The sequence below is a fragment of the Lysinibacillus sp. NPDC096382 genome (assembly GCF_044762845.1).
Classification (GTDB): Bacteria; Bacillota; Bacilli; order Bacillales_A; family Planococcaceae; genus Lysinibacillus.
Genome location: NZ_JBIWFC010000002.1, coordinates 46,901 through 68,441, shown reverse-complemented (window position 1 = coordinate 68,441; position 21,541 = coordinate 46,901). Strand labels below are relative to the sequence as shown.

Here is a 21,541-nt window from a genome sequence, read left to right as displayed (position 1 = left end):
GAACAATAGAAAAAAATAAAAGACTGATTATTCCACGAAGGATACTACCTTCTACAAAGAATGAAACTACATTTATCAATACAGATATAATAAATAAAATGACATATACCTTAAATATCTTTTCTTTGTCTCTCGTGTTGGAATTGATACATTACTTTTCACCTCGTGTTTCTCAATTGAAGTTTCATCAAACACTTCAACCCTTGTAGAAGCTATATTTTAATTCAATGGTTTAGTAAAGAAAGTCTCCACTTGTTGGAGAAACGCTTCCGCTCTAATTTCTTTCCATAGAATACTTGACCTATCAAATGTTAACAATGTATGGCTGAATTTAATATATGTAATTTTTTCCTTATTCAACTAAATTGCGCTTCGTTAGTTCAATAAAAAAGAGCTGCATATGCAACTCAATGATCTTAATAAATGCCTCTGTTAGTACGTATGTACCACTTTTGCCAGAACAAGTGATTATAGAAGTTGAAAATTACATAATGACACTCTTATTTAAAACGTTTAATAATTTCTTCTCGTGAGTATTCATCAATCCAATCGCCGTATTTTTTATATAAAGGGTATATGGTTTCTTTATTAGTTGCGATGACCTCGCATCCTCTATCATCATAAATAAAAAAGATCACATTTTTAGTCATATTTATAAAAAACACATCTGGATAGTTTGTACCTGACCCCCATTTTTTATCAAACCTAGGTTTTAAGGGGAAATCCTCATTACACGCTGCTTTAATAAGCAATGGGAATTTAAAATCTTGTTTGCGGCACTTTAGGGAAAATCGACAAGTATAATAATCGTCAACTTCTTCAGCATCAAATACATACGGTAAAGTTTCTTGTGTTAAATGGCATTTTAATTTTTTATTTTTTACATAGCGATCATAAACCTTTATTCGATTTTTCTTAATTTTATTAGACCTGTGCTGATAAACATTCGTAACCAGAAAAATTTCATCCAAATCAGAAAAAAGTTCGTTGAAAATAGACAATGCTTGACTGTATACGCAGTCAAACACTTCGTGATTCAGACTACCATCATCTTTAAGCTGATAAATCCCCGTTCCTAATTCAAAGTGAATTCCTATACTCCATTGATGATAAAGACTAGGTGCCAAAGTAAGCCCTGGAAAAGCATTATGTAAATATTGACCTACATCTATCGTCATTCACTCCATTCTTTCTAGTGATTTTATATTACTATCATTATTATAATTACTCTAACCTGCGCCGTTAGTGAAACGTATCCATCAAGAACCCCTTGTTACCAAGCAATAGTTATTAAGTCAGGTTCAACGAACTCTATTACAAATTTAGGTGATTGGCAAAATACATACTGTTGATAGGAATCTTCTGCTGCTAAATGAATAATATTTTCAATAACCTTGGAAAGTGGCATCTTAACAAGGTAATGTACTGAAAGGTGGTAAGTCGTCTTGTAAGAAAAGATAAACAGAATTCTCGGTGTAAAGTTCTTCACCTTTTAAAAACGATGCAACCTTATCGCTATTAACATTATGTATCACGAATTTGTTATTCATTTTCTCTAAGTCTAGACTTACCCATTCATTTATTGGGATGCTCGTAATAAATTCAGTTTTCATTTTCGCCTTTTCCTCAATATCTATCAGCATAATACTTTCTTTAGTCGAAAACGGCTCCAACATCCAACCTAATTGCATCTGCAATTCATCATTTCTTTCTTTCTCTTTTTGCTTTTGTAAGAGAAACGCTAATCTTATTTTCCAATCATTCGTGTTCATAGTACACCTTCTCTGCTTACTTTTTCTCACAATAATAACTGGAGTTTTCTGTATTTTATTAAACTAATCTCTAATTTCCCATTCTACTAGCTTTCGCCCTAAAGTGCTATTTTATATACATTTTTTCTTTATTGAACTAACTTGCTTAAGTTAGTTCAATAAAGAAAAAAGGGCAACTATATGAAACTAGCATTTAATCTAATTTTTTTACAAATAAAACTCTGTCTTGATTTGGTCCGTCATATTCAGTATTTACTGATAGACCATCAACAATTCTATCTCCATTTTCAATTTCAAAACCCATCTTGGTATGATAGGCAATCGAAACTTTGTTGACAGGTGACGTTACACATCGAACAATACTTCGATTATTTTGTTTTACAGCATAAAAAAATTTATTGTATAATTGTTGTCCAATATGATGCTTTCTGTACTCAGGATGAACTCCAACAAAATGAATATACGCCTCATTTGAATGAGTTTGAGAAAGGAATCCTATTAGAAAGCCTACAAGTTTACCATCCTTTTCTGCAATGAAACTTGTTTGTGTAAAATGGTCGAAGAATAGTTTTGGTAACATATCCGACATATTCCTGCCACCCCACCAATCATTGATTAGCGGTGAAATTACATAGTAGTCTGAACCTGTAACTGAACGAATTTCCATTTTAATCCCCCTATTTATGTAAAAATCCATTTAAACTAATAGTAACATTAAAGTAGAAGCGCTCTAATTGAACAATCGCCCCCTACTTTAAGTACAAATAGTTTGTTAAAATAAATAAACCCAAAATAAAGCTTTGGAGGCATAAATGACATTTGCCAAATCCCATCTTCATTTTTAATCTTCTTAAAAATCAATGGAGAACCATTTGTTCCTTTGTATCTTTATGCATCCTGTGAGGATATCCATTTAATCATCATAAAATCGTAAAATCTTTCATACTTTCTCCAAGAATATAGTGGGAAAACCACATCAAATTCTGCTTCATAATTGCCACATTAATTCCTGGCTGGTCAGAACTATATGCCATTCCTTTAAAAATAATTAATTCTGTATCAACTTCCATATCCTTTAATCCTTGGTATAGCTCATATGCATTGGGAGTTGGTACTCTTGCATCCTGTTCGCCATGTTGAATTAAAGTAGGAGTACAGGCCGATTTAATATATGTCATTGGTGATGTTTTAGTATATATCTCTGGATCATTCCATGGATCATTTCCTAAATACGTCCTGATGAAGTAAGGTATATCTGTATTTACATAATGGGTACGCCAATTCGTTATTCCGCCTCCAACAGAAATAGCTTTAAATCTACTACTAAATGTAGAACAGAAAGCTGCTATATATCCCCCGTTGCTCCAACCCATAACCCCTACTCTATCTTTATCTGCCATCCCTTTGTCAACTAATTTATCCACTCCAGATATAACATCATCGTAGTTAACAATCCCCAGTTTTCTATAGTTTGCTTTTAAAAATTCATTACCATAACCAGAACTTCCTCTATAGTTTGGTTCTAAAACGATAAAGCCTTTTTCGATAAACTGTTCAATAGGATATTTCTCATTAAAACAGTTTGAAAATATTGGAAAGGATGCCCAAGCTGGACCACCATGGACTACCACTAATAAGGGATATTTTTTATTCGCGTCAAAGTCGACTGGGGTTGATAAAACCCCCTCTATTTCAAGACCATCTCTACTTTGCCACGAGACTATTTCCCTATTACTTTTAAGCTTTCCTTTGAAAAAGCTATTTTCATTCGTTATTTTTTTATCGTCTAAATAGATTTCAAAGGTCTCATTTGTTATAGCCTTATTATAGGATAGATGATTTCCATCCCTTGTTATAGAAGCATCCATTATAAAGCTATCTACTTTTTCGCTTAATATTTCCACAGTGCCATTCTCAGATAACAACCCAATAAGATAATTAGTTTTATTCTGCCATCTAATTAATATTCCTTTAGCTGTCCACTGTAATGGCATAACCGTACTATCAAAATCTGTTAAAGGGTGAATTAGCTCTCCATTATTAATGTCGTATATCTCTAGCGTACTGTCTTGTATATGGGTCTTATAGTAATCCTTCTCCCTTATGCTTGCTGAGTAACATATTTTGCTGCCATCAGGAGAAAAGCAAACGCTCCCTGCCAACAACTTATCTATCGTTATCTTTTGTAGTTCCCTAGCTTTAATATCTAGTATGTATAGAACTCCATTATTATAATCGTCCATATTTGGACTTGGAGTAGCCATCAATACAACCTTTTTCCCATCATTCGAAATATCAAATTCATGGACATGAAAATCCTTACCATCAGTTAGTTGATTAACAACGCTATTTTCGTGTTCATCTTTATCATTTTGTATCACTTTTTCTATTTCAATATAATATAAACAATTTTTCTGGTATTCCTTACCTATATGATGGAAATCTCCATATAGTTCCTTACGTTTCTTTATCGCCTTAGATTCTTTTGATGGTGCAACATAATATAAACCCTTGCCAGTAGGCTCCCATTTGAATTTACTGACCCCTTCTTTCTCATCAGTAATTTGAACACCCCTATAATCATCTTTAGACTTAACAAAGATCTGGTTTTTTTTATTATGCCCGTCATCAACTGGACTAAGGTATGCGATAGCTCTAGAATCTGGAGACCATATAGGGTTTGAACTATCCATATCCCCAGTTGTTAATGGGGAGCACTGCCCCTTATCTTTTTCATATACCCATACATGATTCCTATAAATATTGTCTTTCCAGTTAGCTATCTTCTTGACAAATGCTACGTTTTTGCCATCATCACTTATGTTTGTATCGGATAAGGTTGGTAATGAAATAATCTCTTCTATACTTAAATATGTTTTTTCATTCCTTTTCATTAATAGTCCTCCTCATTAACTCTCTTCCAATAAAGTTAGCAGGTACAGGGCTTAGTTCTAATTCTCTCGCCCACACAGAAAGTTGACCCATGTGGTGTATTTCGTGAGTAATGATATGGTGTAATATCTCATCAACAGTATATGTATCTTCATCCCAAGAAACACTGACTAGTTTTTCTTTTAAACTCTCTAAATTTGTTTCTAAAAATTCAGCTATTTCATTTCGTGATTTAGCTGAAAGAGATTTAACCTTCTCAAGTGTATTATAATTAACAAACTGAAATGCTACATCTTCTTTCCCTTGAATACCACGAATCCAACTATATTCCACATCAATTATGTGAAAAAGTGTATATAATATATTTCCTACCCCACCCCTACGGTCTTTTAACAACTCTTCAATTGTCAGTTGATTGCACCAATCAAACCATTCATCTCTTACTTGCCAGTTATATTTAAAAAATTTTAACATTGTAGGCACTCCAATCTATCTTATTACATAATATTTCGATATAAATCCAACTATTTCCTTCTTCAACTAACCTGCGCTGTTAGTTCAAATATGATTCTTCACAAATTCTTGATATTCGATAAGTACTAGTGTTCATTCATTTACTGTAGCGTGTAACGACGCTGCAGCTTTTTCTTTTTCAATCGCCATGAACTATTTGAAACCTTTTCCATTTTTATACGTAAAGTAAAACAGTATTCCTTTATTATAATTCGGAGGTATTTACATGAACTCTTTTGCACTTATAGCCTTTTCTTTTGCTTGTTTATCATTCACCTTTGCTGTCTCAGCTGATGCTAAGATTAAAAAGTTAGAAAAACGTATCGAAGAACTTGAAAAAAATAAGTAATTATTTGAATAAATAGTGGGATTATAGAGCGTTTTACTCGCTCTATTTTTGTTTAATTCCTATATTCCCCAGTTTAGCTTTGTAAAAAAGAAGGATTGTTCGTCTATGATAAAGTCTAGAGCTGATTTTCCATTGAATATTTATGTCAAAATCGAAAGTAGTTGAATCATCACCAAAACATGTGGTTGATTTCCGTTCCGACTGGGCGCTTTGTAGCTGACGCTTCGCTTTCGCACAGAGCAAAGCTTCCTGGGGGCCGTCCGATGAGCCGCTTTTGGTGTTGCTGTCGCTACGCTTTCGCACAGAAAACATCCGCTGCGCTGCAGGGTCTCGGGCCAACACGATGTTGGTCACGAAGGCGTTATCACAGGATGTGATGCTTTTAGCCTTCGTTCCTCTATTGCTGATCCCCGAGGAGTCGCCCAGTCTCCACTCCAATCAACTATTTACATAGTAGACGTTTTAACAAAAGTCATCCACAACTTTTGGTGATGAACCAAGTAGTTTGAAAAGATGGAAAATTAAAGGGGTGTGGTTCAAATTATAACTTCATTATCCGCAGTGCTTATAATTTTTTTTATAATGGCTTTCGTTCTTACTTTTAAACGTTCTTGGTCACTTAATTTTGTGATATGGGGCATGTACTTAGCGCTATTTTTTACGCCTATATTCACTGTTGCTGGTTCATTCATTTATGCAGACATAAAAAAAGACGGATTTGCAGGAATAGGATTTCTGACTTTATTCGTGCCACTTGAAATAATTGCAATCCTTATATTTATTGTTGGTTGTATAGGCTGTATAGTAAGTAAAAAAAAGAAACAACATGAACATCCGTCTACGGTCGATTTAGTTGAATAATGGTCATTTAATTGATAAAACTTCATTAATCAATCTTTTTTAAAAAGGAGTTTTTCCATTTATTTATTATCCTCGCTACACAATTTGTTTTAGATATTCACCAAATATAATACTGCACTTTTATATCTGCTCCGTTAGAAAATTTACAAATACTATACTTTTATATACTCAAACTATATCTTTAAACATAAAAAAGCTGAACTAATAGCAAAATTAGTTCAGCTTAAAAATAGCCTATTTCAGCTTGTTTTAAGTGCATTATAAAATACTGGTACCGGAGCAGTTTCTGGGCTTACCTGATCACTTCTTCTGTCGACCAGAGCGTTTGAAACTTACCTGAGCATAAAGAATTTTATAGCTTGAAATAAACAGTAATTTTTTCATCAAACACTTCTGTCTCAATATATTGTTCACTATGATGGTCACTCACATAATGAATATCATTTAATAACACATTTGCCTTTAGTACCGCTTCGTGCTGCTGGATGATGGTTATTGCTTTGGCACTTCCAGTAATCGAAATCGATACATATTGCTCAACAGGGAGTTGCCATTGTTTGCGTTTATCTTGAATTGTGCGAATTAATTCCCTAATTTGCCCTTCCTCAAGTAAGCTAGATGTCAGATGAACATTGATAAGAACTCGGCATGAAGCATCTTCTGCTAACATATACTGGTCCTTTACAATGGATTCGATTAACACGTGCAATTTTAACAATGTTACCTGTTCCCCATCAATCGATAAAGCAACTGAACCCGTTCGCTGTAATATATTTTTCTCCTCGTCATTTAAATTCACTACATAATCCTTTACTTTGTTCACTCTAGCTCCAAATGCTGCACCTGCTGTTTTAAAATTAAGCTTATAATGAACGGTTTCGTAAGCTGAAAAATCATTTGTCCAAACGCATTCTTTTATATTTAATTCATCCTTCACGAGCTCGCTATATGGTTGATAATCTGTTAACTCGCCGTCTACAGAAACAATGATTTCACTCAACGGCTGCTTTACCTTGATTCCTTGACTATTACGGATGCTACGGCCAAGCTCTACGACTGTTAAAATATTCGCCATCTCTTTTTCAAGCTTAGCATTAACGAGCGATTGATTGTATGTTGGGTAGTTTTGTAAATGAACACTTTTCCCTGTTAATTGTCGGTATAAATCTTCCGCAATAAATGGTGTGAATGGTGCTAGTAATTGACAAATTGTCGTTAGTAGCTCATACAGTGTACTATAGGCACCTCGTTTACCCTCTGTCAGCCCGTTTGCCCAAAATCTTGCTCGTGAGCGACGGATATACCAGTTACTTAGTTCTTCCACAAGCTTGCCGATTTCACGTGTTGCCTGTGTAAATTGATAGTCATCCATTGATTTTGTCACAAGCTGAATTGTGTGGTGTAACCGAGAAAGTATCCAATGATCTAGCTTTGTACGTGTACCTATCTTTTCAGCATCGTACTGGAAGCCATCTATTTCCGCATATAATTGATAAAATTTGAACGTATTATCTAGTGTATCGACTAACTTTGATTTCGCATCCGTCACAATCTTCTTAGAAAAGCGTTTAGGATTCCAAGGAGAACTGTCCACTAAGAACGCCCATCTTAAAGCATCTGCTCCGTACTGTTCTATTAGTTCAACTGGCTCTAATGCATTCCCTTTACTTTTCGACATTTTCTGCCCATGTTCATCTAAAACATGCCCTAAGGAAAGGACATTTTTATAAGGTGCCTTTCCTGTAAATAAAGTCGAAACCGCTAATAAACTATAGAAAAAGCCTCGTGTTTGGTCGATGCCTTCGATGACAACATCAGCAGGGAATTGATTGTTAAAAGTAGTAAGGTCTCCAAAAGGATAATGATGCTGCGCAAATGGCATGGATCCACTATCAAACCATACATCAATCACTTCTGGTGTACGTTTCATATCACCACTACATTTCGGACAAGTACACACAACCTCGTCAATATACGGCTTGTGAAGCTCGATGTCTTGTAAAGTGCCTTTCGCTAATTCTTTTAAAGATGCCATACTATTTGGTGCCTCTTCATGACCACAATCCTGACAAACCCACACATTTAGCGGTGTACCCCAATAGCGATTACGGCTAATATTCCAGTCCACTAAGTTTTCTAAGAAATTGCCAAATCTACCGTGTTTAATGTGATCAGGATACCATGTAACTTGTTTATTATTTTGTAAAAGTTTATCTTTCAATGAAGACATTTTGATAAACCAACTGTCAGTTGCGTAATAAAGCAATGGTGAATCACAACGCCAGCAATGAGGGTAACTATGCGCATATTTTCCCTTATCAAACAATAGCTCCTTTTTAGCGAGCATTTTAATAATATTGACATCACAATCCTTCACAAATTTACCAGCAAGCTCTGGAACCTCTTCTGTATAGCAGCCCTTTAAATCAACAACATTAACAAACGACAGCTCATTTTGCTGTACCGTTTTATAATCGTCCTCCCCATACGCAGGTGCGATATGGACGATACCAGTTCCACTATGCTCTGTGACATAATCCGCTAATACAACGACATGCCCCTTATTAACTTTGACATAAGAAAATGGTGGGGTGTACGACACACCTTCATATTCATGCCCCTCATGTTCACTTAACACTTCAACAGAATCAGCAAAAACTTTATGCACTAGTGATTTTGCTACGATATAGACTTTATTGTGCTGCTTCACTCGAACATACATAAGCTTAGGATTCATGGCTAATGCAACATTGGCGGGTAATGTCCATGGAGTCGTTGTCCAGCCTAGAAAATATTCATCTTTATCTGTAAGCTTAAACATTGCTGTGACAGACAAATCCTTTACATCCTTATAGCCCTGTGCAACCTCATGAGAGCTTAATGATGTTTGACAGCTAGGGCAATATGGTGAAACTCTGTGCCCTTTATATAAAAGCTTTTTCTTGTGCACGTGACTTAAAATATTCCAAACGGACTCAATATAATCATTACTTAGCGTTAAATACGGGTCATCCATGTCTATCCAATAGCCGAGCTGTTCCGTAAAGGAGCGCCATTTCTTCTCATAAGTAAAGACACTGCCCTTACACTCTTGAATAAATTGTTCAACACCATAGTTCTCAATCTCTTGCTTGCCAGAGATTCCTAGCTTTTTTTCTACGCCCAACTCTACAGGCAAACCGTGTGTATCCCAGCCAGCTTTACGTTCAACCAAATAACCTTGCATCGTTTTATATCGAGCCACAACATCTTTAATTGTTCTGCCAAATGCGTGACCTACGTGTGGTAAACCATTCGCAGTTGGCGGACCTTCATAAAAAACAAAAGGCTTATTGCTAGAACGGTTCGCCACAGAAGCTTGGAACGTTCCTTCTTGTTCCCACAATCGACGAATCCTTGTTTCTCTTTCTACAGTTGTTTCTTTTTTTTCTTCGACTTGCATGTACATTCCTCCTATACTAAGTGTATAAAAGGCATACAAAAAACCCCGTCCCAAGTAAGGGACGGGGTTAACCGCGAATACCACCCTAATTCTATTGAAGCAACGTTCAATAGCACTCAGCAACGTACAATCATACGTGTTCTTTTTAACGGTAGACACCCGAATTAGCTTACTATGTTCAGCCAATCTTCTCAGAGAGGATCTTCACGTAACACCTGCACACCGACTTCCACCAATATGTCGGCTCTCTGTAGAACAAAATGAAACACTACTCTTTCTCATCAACGAATTTGTATGCTTTTATTGTCACTCATCTTAACAAACTAATTTTTGTCTGTCAATAATTTCAAAGTACTAATATTGGTAATAATTTTCCTATAATTCATCGAGACATGCTTCGAGGCTTTTATGAAGAGTCGCGAACTTAGGATTCCCATTTGTTTTAATATAAAAGCTTTTCACAAAGGATTTACAGTTAAAAACTAAGATTCTATGATGCTGTACATCGAGCTGTTCTTTTTTTACTTTTAAAGTAGCAGGTAATACTTGCAGTAATTTAATGATCTCTTGCTCCTCTAAACCATGCCCAAGCATTGTGAAAATAGGTACTAAAATCCGTTCATCTTCATTATGTATGAAAGCATAATTTTCTTGCAAAATGGCGTTGTATAATGCACTTACAATTTCAATATAAGAAGCTTTATTTAATTTTGGATTTTTCACCAATTCATCGATTGCATCAGCCGTGTGGGCAACACTATGAGCCCACCCTTTCACTGGCACATAGCCCCTTACATCCTTCTCTGCTGCTAAATTAGCTAGTATTTTATCTTTACAATCAGCGATTTTCTGTTGGGATAAAAAATCGTCTGCGTTATCTCTAAATAATATTAGGGCAATCAATAGCGACGTAAATGTACGGGTAAAAACTAAATCCGATTCCCTTTCTTCGATACCCTTATATAATAAATTATTCAAACATTCCTCTAAAAGCTCCGTTAAAAGTGCATGCTCTAGTAAGTTTTTTTCATGGATCAATTCATAAAACGATCCATAAATTAAGTCATCTCGTAGTTCACTATCTAATGAACCGATATGTAGCATCATGGATTGAATGAGATCAGTATGATCCTTTTGCTGCCATGTTCTAGCTCCACTTTGTAATTCTTTGAGTATTTCTTTTAAGTCATCTTCCTTCAATAAGTTTTCGTTTTGTAGTTTACGCACGATTTTTCTCCTTCTTATAGTTACTTTTATTCGAATAATCAAAAACCACTTTCTCGATAAATACCATCCAGCTTCCATCCCTCATTAAATCGTACATACGTAAACTCCTTCTGCTGTTCGTTGTCCATTACAACAATTACCTTGCTTTTCCAAGGGGAGGTTGTCGCACGCACCTTTCCATTTCTGACCTCATTCATTTGGTCAGACAAAGAGAGCAGAGTAGATGGCGTAACACTATTTTGTATCAAATATTGCGGACGGTCAGAGCTATCTTCTAACTCCTTCATTACTTGTTCATGAAAGGCAATTACTTTTTTGTTCGTATCATACAAACAAATCATAAGTGAACTAATGCATAAAACGATTAAGCTTCCTATTAAAATGACATGCTTTTTCTTTAACCCTATATAAAATTCCCATTTATCTCCCTTTTTGTATAAATAATAATATATACCTATACATATTGGCCAAACAAAAAGAACTTGCCACATTAACACCACCCAAAAGTTATCACCAAAGGACACTAAATATCTAATCATATGATGATTTAAAAACCATAATGGCAAAGTCCAACGCCAAGCTAAATTTTCCTGAGCAAGGCTTTTACAATAGATTAGTATGAGTGGTAAAGATAAAATAAATGCTAACGCATTGTCCATTATTACAATTATCAATGCTTTATATTCACCTCGCACTACCTATTTTTGAGAAAACACCATTATACAAATACTTACAATAATTGTACCCTAATCCAACTATAAAAAATAGCTTATAAAAAAGCTAGACATTCTTGAAATTTTTGAATGTCTAGCCTCGATTCATTAATGGCCTTCCAGTATTTTCATGCTATCTATATCCGCAATTTTTATTATAGAATCATCATTTCGCTCTAATTCTTCGTTATAGTTAACTTCTACATAATCTCCAAGGGACAATGTTGTAGGACTATCAATTAATGGGAACCACGTACCATTACCATGTTTTTGTACGATTTCATCTATTGATAATTTACCAATATTCGATTCGTCTGCATTCGAAACGACTAAAAATTCATGTTCCTTGATTGCTACGACTACCCCGCGTTTTGAATAGATTTCTTTTTCCACTACTGGAATCTCATATTTTTTACGAAAGGCTTCTATTTCTTGACCATAATGCTCCTCTAAATAATCCAATGCCTCTCTCTGCAATAAAAAATATAGGATCGATTTATTTACATCTTTAGATTGATTTTTTTCATGCTCCCAAAGTGAATCAGTTGTTGCCACTTTATATGATATTGGATTTATATATTGTTCGATATATTCTTCTCTTGTAACATTCAGTATTTGTAATTTCTTAGCAAATACCACTTCGTTTTGTTTTTCACTGCCTTCTATAAAAATATCAAGATATTTATCAATTTTTTGTTGTGAAGGTACTATCCCCTTTAACTGTGCGTAAGCATACAAAGATTCTTCTTTTAAAAAGAAGTCAAACTTCTGCTTCCTAACATCATTGGACCATTCCACCCGAGGATCCAACTTCAAAATGAACTTTAGATAATTTTCATCTAAAACAATTGGTGTACTTATTGATTGCTCTGGTATACTTGCTTTTTGATCTTGATTTCCGCTGTCTTGAGTATATAAAAAGATTCCAATACAAATTGTTACTATAATAGACATTACACTATATTGCCAACGCCAAGACCTTTTTTTCATCTCACGCTGTTCCAAATGCTGTACTACATGGGTCATAACACGCTTTTTGCTTTCCGTTAAATCATTTAATACCCTCACATCGACTTTACTCATGCAGTAGGACCTCCCATTCAATATGCTGTAACTTCGGCTTTAATAGCTCTCGCCCACGACGTAGCCTTGTTTTCACCGTACTTTCAGGAATACATAAAAGCTCGGCAATATTTATAACAGGCATTTCCTCAAAATAAAAATAAATAAGGACCTCACGCTGTTTTAATGGTAGTGCTAAGATGGCGTTTTCAACTAAGGTTTGTTCATCCTGCTGCACTAGCATGTCCCTTTTCGTGACAGCCTGCTTGGCAAAGATCTTCTGTTGAACTTGTATTTTACGGTATGTCCAGCTGCGTAAATAGTCTTTACTTTTGTTAATGACGAGCCTCGATAAATATGCCCGTAATTCTCCTCTTTCTTCATAGTTTTGCTGATTATCGTAAAATTTAATAAATACATCTTGAACGATATCTTCAGCACTTTGTAAATCTTTGACGTAATAAAAGGCAAGTCGGATGAGCCTTTCTGTATGCTGCTGCATTATTTCTTCGAGTTCTTTAATTTCAAGCAACATCTCTCCCCCTCTCTGCCCTATAAACGGTGTTCACAGTATAAAGGTTTGTTTTATTTTGGATTTTTTTAAATAAAATCTTCTTGTGATGGATTTTTCTCTGTGCTGTCCTGCTAATTACCCGAGCAGTTCCAGACTCAATTAGTCTAAATTTTCATCAGAAAAAGGTGCAATGACCTCTTTTTTTGTTGAAGAAAGCACAATATTAGTTGATGGCGTTCCAAAAGGCATTGCGGCATCGATAAACTGCTCTAATGTTTCTACTGAATTGGTCGCAATTTTGACAATATAACTGATTTCACCCGCGACACGATAGCACTCTAGGACATCGGGATGTGCGTTACAAAAATTTGAAAGACTTTTACAATCAATGGATTTAAATAAAATAATAGCTTGAATGTCGCGATTCAACTTTTTTAAATTTACTTTTGTGCTATAAGCTTCAATAACCCCCTGCTCTTCTAATTTTTTAACACGCTCAATAACTGCTGGAGAGGATAAATGCACCATCACCGCTAATTCCTTCATCGAAATTTTCGCATTTCGTTGCAATTGCTTTAAAATTTCTTTATCTATTTGATCCATACATATCCACCTTTTTAAATAAATTAGATTTCATAAAACTCCTTTTATTTTAAAGTAATTCATCTGAATTACATTATACAGCTGCTGTCATTAGATAGCACTTTTCTTTACAATTAAACATATAAAGGAGGCATTAACAACATGAAAAAAATATTATTACTATTAGCAAATGGATTTGAGGCTGTTGAAGCGAGTGTTTTTACAGATGTACTTGGCTGGAATAAATGGGAGGGCGACGGCACAACAGAGATCGTGACAGTTGGATTGCATCAGCAATTGCAATGTACATGGAATTTTAACGTAGCTCCCGAAAAATTGCTGCATGAAATTTCATTAGAGGATTTTGATGCACTTGCGATTCCTGGTGGATTTGAGGAAGCTGGATTTTATGATGATGCTTTTAGTGAGGAATTCCAGGCGGTTGTTCGTCATTTCGATGAACATAAAAAACCGATTGCAACGGTTTGTGTAGCTTCCCTAATTTTAGGTCATAGTGGAGTACTAAATAATCGAAAAGCTACTACATATAATCATCCAACAAGTAAACGATTAGCACAACTACAATCCTATGGTGCAGACATCGTCAACGAACGAATTGTTCAAACTGAACATATTATTACATCATCAAATCCTGGAACTGCATTCGACGTTGCATTTAGCTTACTCGAAATGCTAACATCTGAGGAAAATACAAAAAAGGTTAAGGATTTAATGGGGTTTAATTAATTTAATGAAGCTGTCTCCACTAAACACTTGGAGACAGCTTCATTCCATTTAATTTGATACTAGTTGATATAATTTCGATCCTAATTCTTTATTTTTTGTAACCAATGAAATCGTTCTGGATCTCCCAAAATTATGAATAGGTAAAGCAAAAAGTTGAAGATGACCGATATTTTTAGCCATTAGCTCGGGTACAATCGTAATTCCCATTCCAGAAGTTACAGCCCCAAAAACGAAATCGCCAAAGTTCACTTCACTTATGATATTCGGCGTGTAGCCAAGTGATTGTATTTGTTCTACTATATCTTTCCTTGAATCACAAGGAGCTTGATGAACAATAAGCGGCTCCTCACACAATTCTGCAAGCTCAACTGTTGTTCTTGAATTAAAACGATGATTCAAAGGAAACACCGCATAGTAAGGTTCCATAAACAATTCCCAACTCCACAAAGATTCTCCGGTATATTTGGCATCCACAAAGACTGCATCAAGTCTACCTTTTTCTAAAGATTGTAGCAGTTCGTTTGAAGTATTTTGAATCATTAATGTTATAGGTCGATCTAGTAACTTAAGTTTTTGCATTTTGTTTGGCAAATAGTAAGTGGCTAAACTAGGCAAAGCACCAATTGCAATAGGGTTGCTTTGACTAAATTGCTGCAATTCTTTACGAATGGCAGATATTTCAGCCAAAACGGGTGTAATTCGAGAGTAGAAACGTTCACCAGCTTCTGTTAATTCGATACCAATGGATGTCCTATGAAAAAGTTCGGTGCCAAGATTATTCTCTAAGTTTCGTATATGTTTACTTAGTGCAGGTTGGGATAGATTCGTGATTTGAGCAGCTTTAGAAAAACTTTTTTGATTGGCAGCAGCAATAAAACTATGTAACCATTCTGTATTCATTGTATTCCTCCATACCCTATAACGATTTGTTATACCCCTATAAAATAGTGATTGTTCCATATTCAACGTTTTTTAGTAATCTATTAAATATAGATGGTACTTCGATTATAACATATTGTTATAAGTTATCTAATCGACATAATACTTAGCATCTTTAATATATGGAGGTTCTATAAATGAAAAATGTTTTATTATTATCCTTTGGCATGTTTGCCTTGGGTTTTGATGCCTATGTGATCGCAGGGCTTCTCCCAGGAATTAGTGATACGTATCAAAAAAGTACAGCGCAAGTCGGCCAGGCTGTGAGCATTTTCACTTTATTTTACGCAATATCAGCGCCGGTATTTTCATCTTTACTTGCTGGAAAACCAATTAAAAAAATCTTAATATGGTCAATGTTTATCTTTACGATAGCGAATAGCATCACAGCTTTAGCGCCGACCTTTTCTATTCTTCTACTATCGAGAGCAATTGCGGGGACTGGCGCTGGCTTATTTTCACCTTTAGCTGTAGCGGCTTCTACAAAGTTCGTTTCTAATAAAAAGAAAGGAAGAGCTCTAGGATTGACTATAGGAGGAATGAGCTTGGGAACAGTGCTTGGTGTTCCTTTAGGCATCTATATATCGAACGTATTTGATTGGCAAGTAACACTATGGCTATTAGTGATGATCGGTGTCATTTCTGCTTTATGTATGGTTATTTTTCTGCCTGATTTCCCAACAACACCTCCCCCAGCACTTAACGAACGATTAAAAATGTTCCTAGATAAAAGAGTAACTATAACCGTATGTATAACATTTTTCGCCAGTGTTGCTAGCCTAGGATTATACACATATCTATCTCCCTTATTAGAAGAAATGGCAGACTCCAGTAACTTAACGATATATCTTTGGGCATGGGGATTCGGTGGCTTGGTTGGAAGTATAATGATTGGTTACTTAATCGACTATTTTGGAAAACCAAAATCTTTAGTTATAATCATTTTATTTACTTTAACTTTATCCTTTATTTGTATACCAATAATGATTAACTTACCTATATTAAAGTACTTACCGTTCTTTGTCTGGGGAGTAATGGGTTGGGCATGCCAAGCACCTCAACAACATATTTTACTATCGTTTCAGCCGAAAAACGGGAGTTCTGCAGTGGCATTAAATAGTTCAGTAAATTATTTAGGGAGTGCAATCGGTGCAAGCTTAGGCGGTATTGTACTTTCCTTACACATTGGAACAATAACATTGATTTATTTCGCAGTAATCTCTATGTCTTTCGCCATTTGTTTACAGTTCTTTAGTTTGAAGAACAAATATAGTATTTAAACTAATTAATAATTGCGGTTCTAACTGTTGATTTGATGATCCCGTCATTTTGATGGTTAGAATAGCAACTTTGACGGGGTTATCTTTCATTTTAGGATAGGTCTTTCCGTTGTTTTGGCCGTTCTTTCCGTCGTTTCGATGGTTCCATCCATCGCTCTGGTGATTCTTTCCGTCACTTCGGAGGGTTCTTCCGTCACTTGAGTTTCTTTCCGTCGTTTCGGCCGTTCTCCCCGTCGTTTCGATGGGGCTTTCCTTTGGAGGTTCTATCCACGATTTCGGTGGTTCTTATCCATCATTTCTGTGGTTCTATCCACGATTTCAGTGGTTCTTATCCATCATTTCGGTGGTTCTATCCACGATTTCGATGGTTCTATCCATCATTAAGAGTTCTATCTACCATTATCGAGGCAATAGCACGCCTAATATATGTAACTATTGGTAAATTATTTCGTCAAATTGGCAATATAATGAAATTTTTGGAGGCAGTCTAATGAAAAAATTTTTGTTGCTAATTTTGTTGGTAAGTCTTTTTTTGGTTTCTGCTTGTACAAATGGAAAAACACAATCATTAGAAACCTTTTATAAGGATGGAAAAATTGAAAAAATAGATAAAGTGGTCATCCAAGATGGTTCAACTGGTGCTTCAAAAACGATAACTAAGCAAGAACAAATCAATGATTTCATTTCTCTGATTAAAGATATAAAGTATACTCCACAAGACAATCAAGAAACACGTGTTGGATGGAAATACGGTATTACTCTTTTTGATAGTGAAAGAAAATTTAAATTCACACTAAGTGAAATTGATAATACCTACTATGATTCAAACCCGGATATTTATCCTATTGTAGAAAACTATTACAAACAGTTGGAAATTGTAGAAAAGTAAAGCTTTTAATAACTAATGACCTCTTTTATTGAGGTCGTTTTTATGCATTTCAGAACATCAACATCTATAAAACAGCTAACATGTTCTAGCGGTAAATTTTAAAATAAAAACGATCCACGCGCTGCAAATCATTTTTTATGTACAGACACAAAAAACCGATCTCCTAAGAGATCGGTTTTTTATTTAAATGATTATTGTGCAGCTTTTGCGCGAAGAACCATTTGTAGGATACCACCGTGACGGTAGTAGTCTACTTCTACTTCTGAGTCGAAACGAGCTAAAGCTTGGAAAGTTTTAACTGAACCGTCTTCAGATTTAGCAGTTACTGTTAAGATTTCACGTGGTTTCACGTTGTCAGTAATGTTAACAGAGATTTCTTCTTTACCAGTTAAGCCTAAAGTATCAGCTGATTCACCTGGCATGAATTGAAGTGGAAGAACACCCATCATTACTAGGTTAGAACGGTGGATACGCTCGTAAGATTGTGCGATAACTGTTTTGATACCAAGTAAGTTAGTACCTTTAGCAGCCCAGTCACGAGAAGAACCCATACCATAGTCGTTACCAGCAAGTACTACTAAGCCAGTACCTTGAGCTTGGTATTTCATACATGCGTCATAGATGTACTCTACTTCACCTGTTGGCCAGTAAGTAGTGAAACCACCTTCTGTACCAGGAGCAACTTGGTTACGGATACGGATGTTTGCAAATGTACCACGCATCATAACTTCGTGGTTACCACGACGAGAACCGTATGAGTTGAAGTCACGGATTGCAACACCGTTTTCGATTAAATATTTACCTGCAGGTGTTTCTTTACCGATTGCACCAGCTGGAGAAATATGGTCAGTTGTAATTGAGTCACCGAACTTCGCCATAACGCGTAAGCCTTCTAAGCCTTTAATAGCTTCTGGCTCTTTCGCAAGACCTTGGAAGAATGGTGGGTTTTGGATGTAAGTTGATTTGTCATCAAATGTGTATAGAGACTCAGTTGATGTTTCAATTGCATTCCATTTTTCGTTCGCTGTGAATACAGTTTCGTATTCTTTTTGGAATAATTCACGGTTAACTACAGTACCTAATACTGCGTTAACTTCTTCAGTTGTAGGCCAGATATCAGCGAAGAATACTTCGTTGCCATCTTTGTCTTTACCGAATGAATCTTTTTGTAGGTCGACATCCACAGTACCAGCAAGTGCATAAGCAACAACAAGTGGTGGTGAAGCTAGGTAGTTAGCTTTTACAAGTGGGTGTACACGGCCTTCGAAGTTACGGTTACCAGAAAGAACTGAAGTTACGAATAAGTCGTTCTCTTTGATAGCGTCTTCGATTTCAGGAAGTAATGGACCTGAGTTACCGATACATGTTGTACAACCGTAACCTACAGTGTTGAAACCGATTTCGTCAAGGTAAGTTTGTAAACCTGAATCTTCAAGGTAACCAGTTACTACTTTAGAACCTGGTGCTAAAGAAGTTTTTACCCATTTAGGTACAGTTAGACCTTTTTCTACAGCTTTTTTCGCAACTAAGCCCGCAGCGATTAATACGTAAGGGTTAGATGTATTTGTACAAGAAGTGATCGCAGCGATTGCTACAGCACCTGTTGGGATTTCTACATCACCTTCAGCGAATTTAGCTACAGAAGTTTTTGCGAATTCATCTTCAGTTAAACCGAAACCTTGTGTACCTTGTGGTGCCACTACTGCTTCTTTGTAACGAGAACGCATTTGAGATAGTGGAATTAAGTCTTGTGGACGTTTTGGACCAGAAAGGTTTGGTTCGATATCAGCTAAGTTTACTTCCAATACGTCAGTGTAAACTGGCTCTAAAGTTGGATCGAAGAACATGTGGTTAGCTTTTAAGTAAGATTCTACAACCGCGATGTGCTCTTCGTCACGACCAGTTAAACGCATGTAGTTTAATGATTCTTCGTCAATTGCGAAGAAACCACATGTAGCACCATATTCAGGAGCCATGTTAGAGATTGTCGCACGGTCAGCTAGTGGTAATTTAGTTACGCCAGGTCCGAAGAACTCAACGAATTTACCAACTACGCCACGTTGACGTAATACTTGAGTTACTTTTAATGCTAAGTCAGTAGCAGTAGTTCCGTTTGGAAGATCGCCAACTAATTTAACACCGATAACTTCTGGAATTGGGAAGTATGAAGGTTGACCAAGCATACCTGCTTCAGCTTCGATACCACCAACGCCCCATCCAAGAACGCCGATACCGTTGATCATTGTTGTATGTGAGTCAGTACCTACTACTGAGTCAGGGAATGTTTCGAAAGTACCGTCAGCATTTTCGTTTACGTGTACAACTGGAGCTAAATACTCTAAGTTTACTTGGTGAACGATACCTGTTGCTGGTGGTACAGCACGGAAGTTATTGTAAGCAGTTTGAGCCCATTTTAAGAAGTTATAACGCTCAGCGTTACGTTCGAATTCTAGGTCCATGTTTGCTGCTAATGCAGATGCATTACCGTATTTGTCAACTTGTACTGAGTGGTCAATTACAAGGTCAACTGGAATAGCAGGGTTGATTTTGCTTGGGTCGCCGCCCATTTCTTTCATTGCAGAACGTAGAGAAGCAAGGTCAACTACTACTGGTACACCAGTGAAGTCTTGTAATACTACGCGAGAAGGTTTGAATGGTACTTCAGCTTCTGGATCTGCGCCATTACCCCATTTTGCTAATTCGTTTACGTGCTCTTCTTTGATAACATATGCATCATATTGACGTAAAACTGATTCTAATAATACTTTGATTGAGTAAGGAAGGTTTGAAACTTTTGCAACGCCAGCTTTTTCAATCGCAGCTAAGTCATAGTAATTATAAGATTTACCATTAACTTCGAATGATGCGCGGCTGTTGTGTAAATTACCTTGTGCCATTTGCGGATCCCCCTAAATATCTTTTTGAAAAGGCTATATAAATTTTTAAAGCATCTTTTCTCCAATACCCATGATAGCTCATTTATATTCATAAGTAAATTACATTAATATTATCTTTTTCAATAAGTAATCCTTATGACCTTAATATCTAACCTAATGTTTTTAATTTTTTGATGTGCATAATATCAAGGTTTTACAAATCGGAGGTTTTTATACCCTTCTATTTAAGGGTATTTAAATGTATTTAACTGGGGAACTTTCTAGGGCACTCGTAGTTTTTTTAAAAATGGTGCCCCACCTATAATATTGAATAATTTATAACAATCGCTCGGCATGTACGTTATATAGTAGAGATCTTAACAAAGATAATAATTTACAATAACTTGTGTTTTTATACAGATAATTATATTTGAAAAATTTAAAAAAGTCACTCACTTTCCAAATAAATAATGAGTGACTTTTCATGTACTTTTATTTTAGATACATTACTCAGGTTGTTTATCAAAACAAAATCCTTTAAACAATACTGTTCCTCTAAATATTGGACTTTACGATGCAATCTTGGTTCCAACCAAATCATATCGCGCTCTAGCTCTACCTTTGTAGCAATATGTTTGGTTGATTTGACGAAAGGCTTTTTCTTCTGGTTTAAATCCAAACTCAACATTAGCTAGAGTCTTTATTTTTTTGTTTATCATTGTGCCCACCAGAATTGAAAAAGGATTTTCGCTGTAAACCAAGATAACTGTATCCATAACTTTAAAATGTTTATATTTTAACCAATCGATCACATTATCAAGACCTAAATTGTAAAAGCCGTAAAATATAAAGGGTGATACATATTAGTCATATATAATATGTA

19 protein-coding genes and 1 other annotated feature are annotated in these 21,541 nt (G+C 35.7%); of the genes, 5 read left to right on the top strand and 14 right to left on the bottom strand.

Translation table 11 applies throughout. From position 1 onward, the window contains the following. Positions 1-500: 500 nt before the first annotated feature. The 5 genes from ACIQZA_RS04125 to ACIQZA_RS04105 form a co-directional block, all read right to left on the bottom strand. Complete coding sequence (locus ACIQZA_RS04125; RefSeq protein WP_402880639.1) at positions 501-1,178, bottom strand: DUF3885 domain-containing protein; 678 nt, start codon at positions 1,176-1,178, stop codon at positions 501-503. Positions 1,179-1,409: 231 nt separating this feature from the next. After that, positions 1,410-1,772 carry a hypothetical protein gene (locus tag ACIQZA_RS04120; RefSeq protein WP_400938663.1) on the bottom strand — a complete coding sequence of 121 codons (363 nt, stop codon included), beginning with the start codon at positions 1,770-1,772 and terminating at the stop codon, positions 1,410-1,412. Positions 1,773-1,965: 193 nt separating this feature from the next. Next, the gene (locus ACIQZA_RS04115; protein WP_323657658.1) at positions 1,966-2,439 is read right to left on the bottom strand and encodes a GNAT family N-acetyltransferase; all 474 of its coding nucleotides are present in this window, start codon (positions 2,437-2,439) and stop codon (positions 1,966-1,968) included. 253 nt (positions 2,440-2,692) lie between these two features. After that, entirely contained in the window at positions 2,693-4,666 is a 1,974-nt protein-coding gene (locus ACIQZA_RS04110) for a S9 family peptidase (protein WP_402880641.1), read from the bottom strand. Then, entirely contained in the window at positions 4,653-5,138 is a 486-nt protein-coding gene (locus ACIQZA_RS04105) for a DinB family protein (protein WP_402880642.1), read from the bottom strand. Before ACIQZA_RS04105 ends, ACIQZA_RS04110 begins: the two co-directional genes overlap by 14 nt. A gap of 265 nt (positions 5,139-5,403) precedes the next feature. Between ACIQZA_RS04105 and ACIQZA_RS04100 the strand changes: the two genes are divergently transcribed. Continuing rightward, positions 5,404-5,526, top strand: coding sequence for a hypothetical protein (locus ACIQZA_RS04100; RefSeq protein WP_402880643.1), 123 nt, complete (start codon positions 5,404-5,406; stop codon positions 5,524-5,526). 531 nt (positions 5,527-6,057) lie between these two features. Next, positions 6,058-6,387: a hypothetical protein gene (locus ACIQZA_RS04095; protein ID WP_402880644.1), complete on the top strand. Its 330-nt coding sequence runs from the start codon at positions 6,058-6,060 to the stop codon at positions 6,385-6,387. A 352-nt stretch (positions 6,388-6,739) separates the two neighbouring features. Here the strand turns inward: ACIQZA_RS04095 and ileS are convergent, their stop codons facing one another. From ileS to ACIQZA_RS04065, 6 genes are all read right to left on the bottom strand, one after another. Continuing rightward, on the bottom strand, positions 6,740-9,829 hold the full coding sequence (ileS, locus tag ACIQZA_RS04090) for an isoleucine--tRNA ligase (RefSeq protein ID WP_402880646.1): 3,090 nt from the start codon (positions 9,827-9,829) through the stop codon (positions 6,740-6,742). A 54-nt stretch (positions 9,830-9,883) separates the two neighbouring features. After that, positions 9,884-10,123: a binding site (T-box leader), on the bottom strand. 81 nt (positions 10,124-10,204) lie between these two features. Beyond that, entirely contained in the window at positions 10,205-11,056 is an 852-nt protein-coding gene (locus ACIQZA_RS04085) for a DUF2785 domain-containing protein (protein ID WP_402880648.1), read from the bottom strand. 38 nt (positions 11,057-11,094) lie between these two features. Further along, positions 11,095-11,730 (bottom strand): hypothetical protein, encoded by a 636-nt coding sequence (locus ACIQZA_RS04080; protein ID WP_402880649.1) that lies wholly within the window; start codon positions 11,728-11,730, stop codon positions 11,095-11,097. Between the two features lie 147 nt (positions 11,731-11,877). Then, positions 11,878-12,852, bottom strand: coding sequence for a DUF3221 domain-containing protein (locus ACIQZA_RS04075; protein ID WP_402880651.1), 975 nt, complete (start codon positions 12,850-12,852; stop codon positions 11,878-11,880). After that, positions 12,845-13,366 (bottom strand): sigma-70 family RNA polymerase sigma factor, encoded by a 522-nt coding sequence (locus ACIQZA_RS04070; RefSeq protein WP_323657650.1) that lies wholly within the window; start codon positions 13,364-13,366, stop codon positions 12,845-12,847. The genes ACIQZA_RS04075 and ACIQZA_RS04070 overlap by 8 nt, the downstream gene beginning before the upstream one ends. A 138-nt stretch (positions 13,367-13,504) precedes the next feature. Beyond that, positions 13,505-13,948, bottom strand: coding sequence for an Lrp/AsnC family transcriptional regulator (locus tag ACIQZA_RS04065; protein WP_402880653.1), 444 nt, complete (start codon positions 13,946-13,948; stop codon positions 13,505-13,507). 141 nt (positions 13,949-14,089) lie between these two features. Here ACIQZA_RS04065 and ACIQZA_RS04060 point away from each other — a divergent pair, with 141 nt between their 5' ends. Then, positions 14,090-14,674, top strand: a complete 585-nt coding sequence (locus ACIQZA_RS04060; RefSeq protein WP_400941915.1) for a DJ-1/PfpI family protein — start codon at positions 14,090-14,092, stop codon at positions 14,672-14,674. 48 nt (positions 14,675-14,722) lie between these two features. Here ACIQZA_RS04060 and ACIQZA_RS04055 read toward each other — a convergent pair whose 3' ends face one another. Then, positions 14,723-15,574 (bottom strand): LysR family transcriptional regulator, encoded by an 852-nt coding sequence (locus ACIQZA_RS04055; RefSeq protein WP_402880655.1) that lies wholly within the window; start codon positions 15,572-15,574, stop codon positions 14,723-14,725. A gap of 176 nt (positions 15,575-15,750) precedes the next feature. Here ACIQZA_RS04055 and ACIQZA_RS04050 point away from each other — a divergent pair, with 176 nt between their 5' ends. Further along, positions 15,751-16,893 carry an MFS transporter gene (locus ACIQZA_RS04050; RefSeq protein ID WP_402880657.1) on the top strand — a complete coding sequence of 381 codons (1,143 nt, stop codon included), beginning with the start codon at positions 15,751-15,753 and terminating at the stop codon, positions 16,891-16,893. A 490-nt stretch (positions 16,894-17,383) separates the two neighbouring features. After that, positions 17,384-17,782 carry a hypothetical protein gene (locus ACIQZA_RS04045; RefSeq protein ID WP_402880658.1) on the top strand — a complete coding sequence of 133 codons (399 nt, stop codon included), beginning with the start codon at positions 17,384-17,386 and terminating at the stop codon, positions 17,780-17,782. A gap of 191 nt (positions 17,783-17,973) precedes the next feature. Here ACIQZA_RS04045 and acnA read toward each other — a convergent pair whose 3' ends face one another. Together acnA and ACIQZA_RS04035 are read right to left on the bottom strand one after the other, a co-directional pair. Further along, the gene (acnA, locus tag ACIQZA_RS04040; RefSeq protein ID WP_400941905.1) at positions 17,974-20,679 is read right to left on the bottom strand and encodes an aconitate hydratase AcnA; all 2,706 of its coding nucleotides are present in this window, start codon (positions 20,677-20,679) and stop codon (positions 17,974-17,976) included. A 548-nt stretch (positions 20,680-21,227) separates the two neighbouring features. Next, entirely contained in the window at positions 21,228-21,470 is a 243-nt protein-coding gene (locus tag ACIQZA_RS04035; RefSeq protein ID WP_402880660.1) for a hypothetical protein, read from the bottom strand. Positions 21,471-21,541 lie beyond the last annotated feature (71 nt).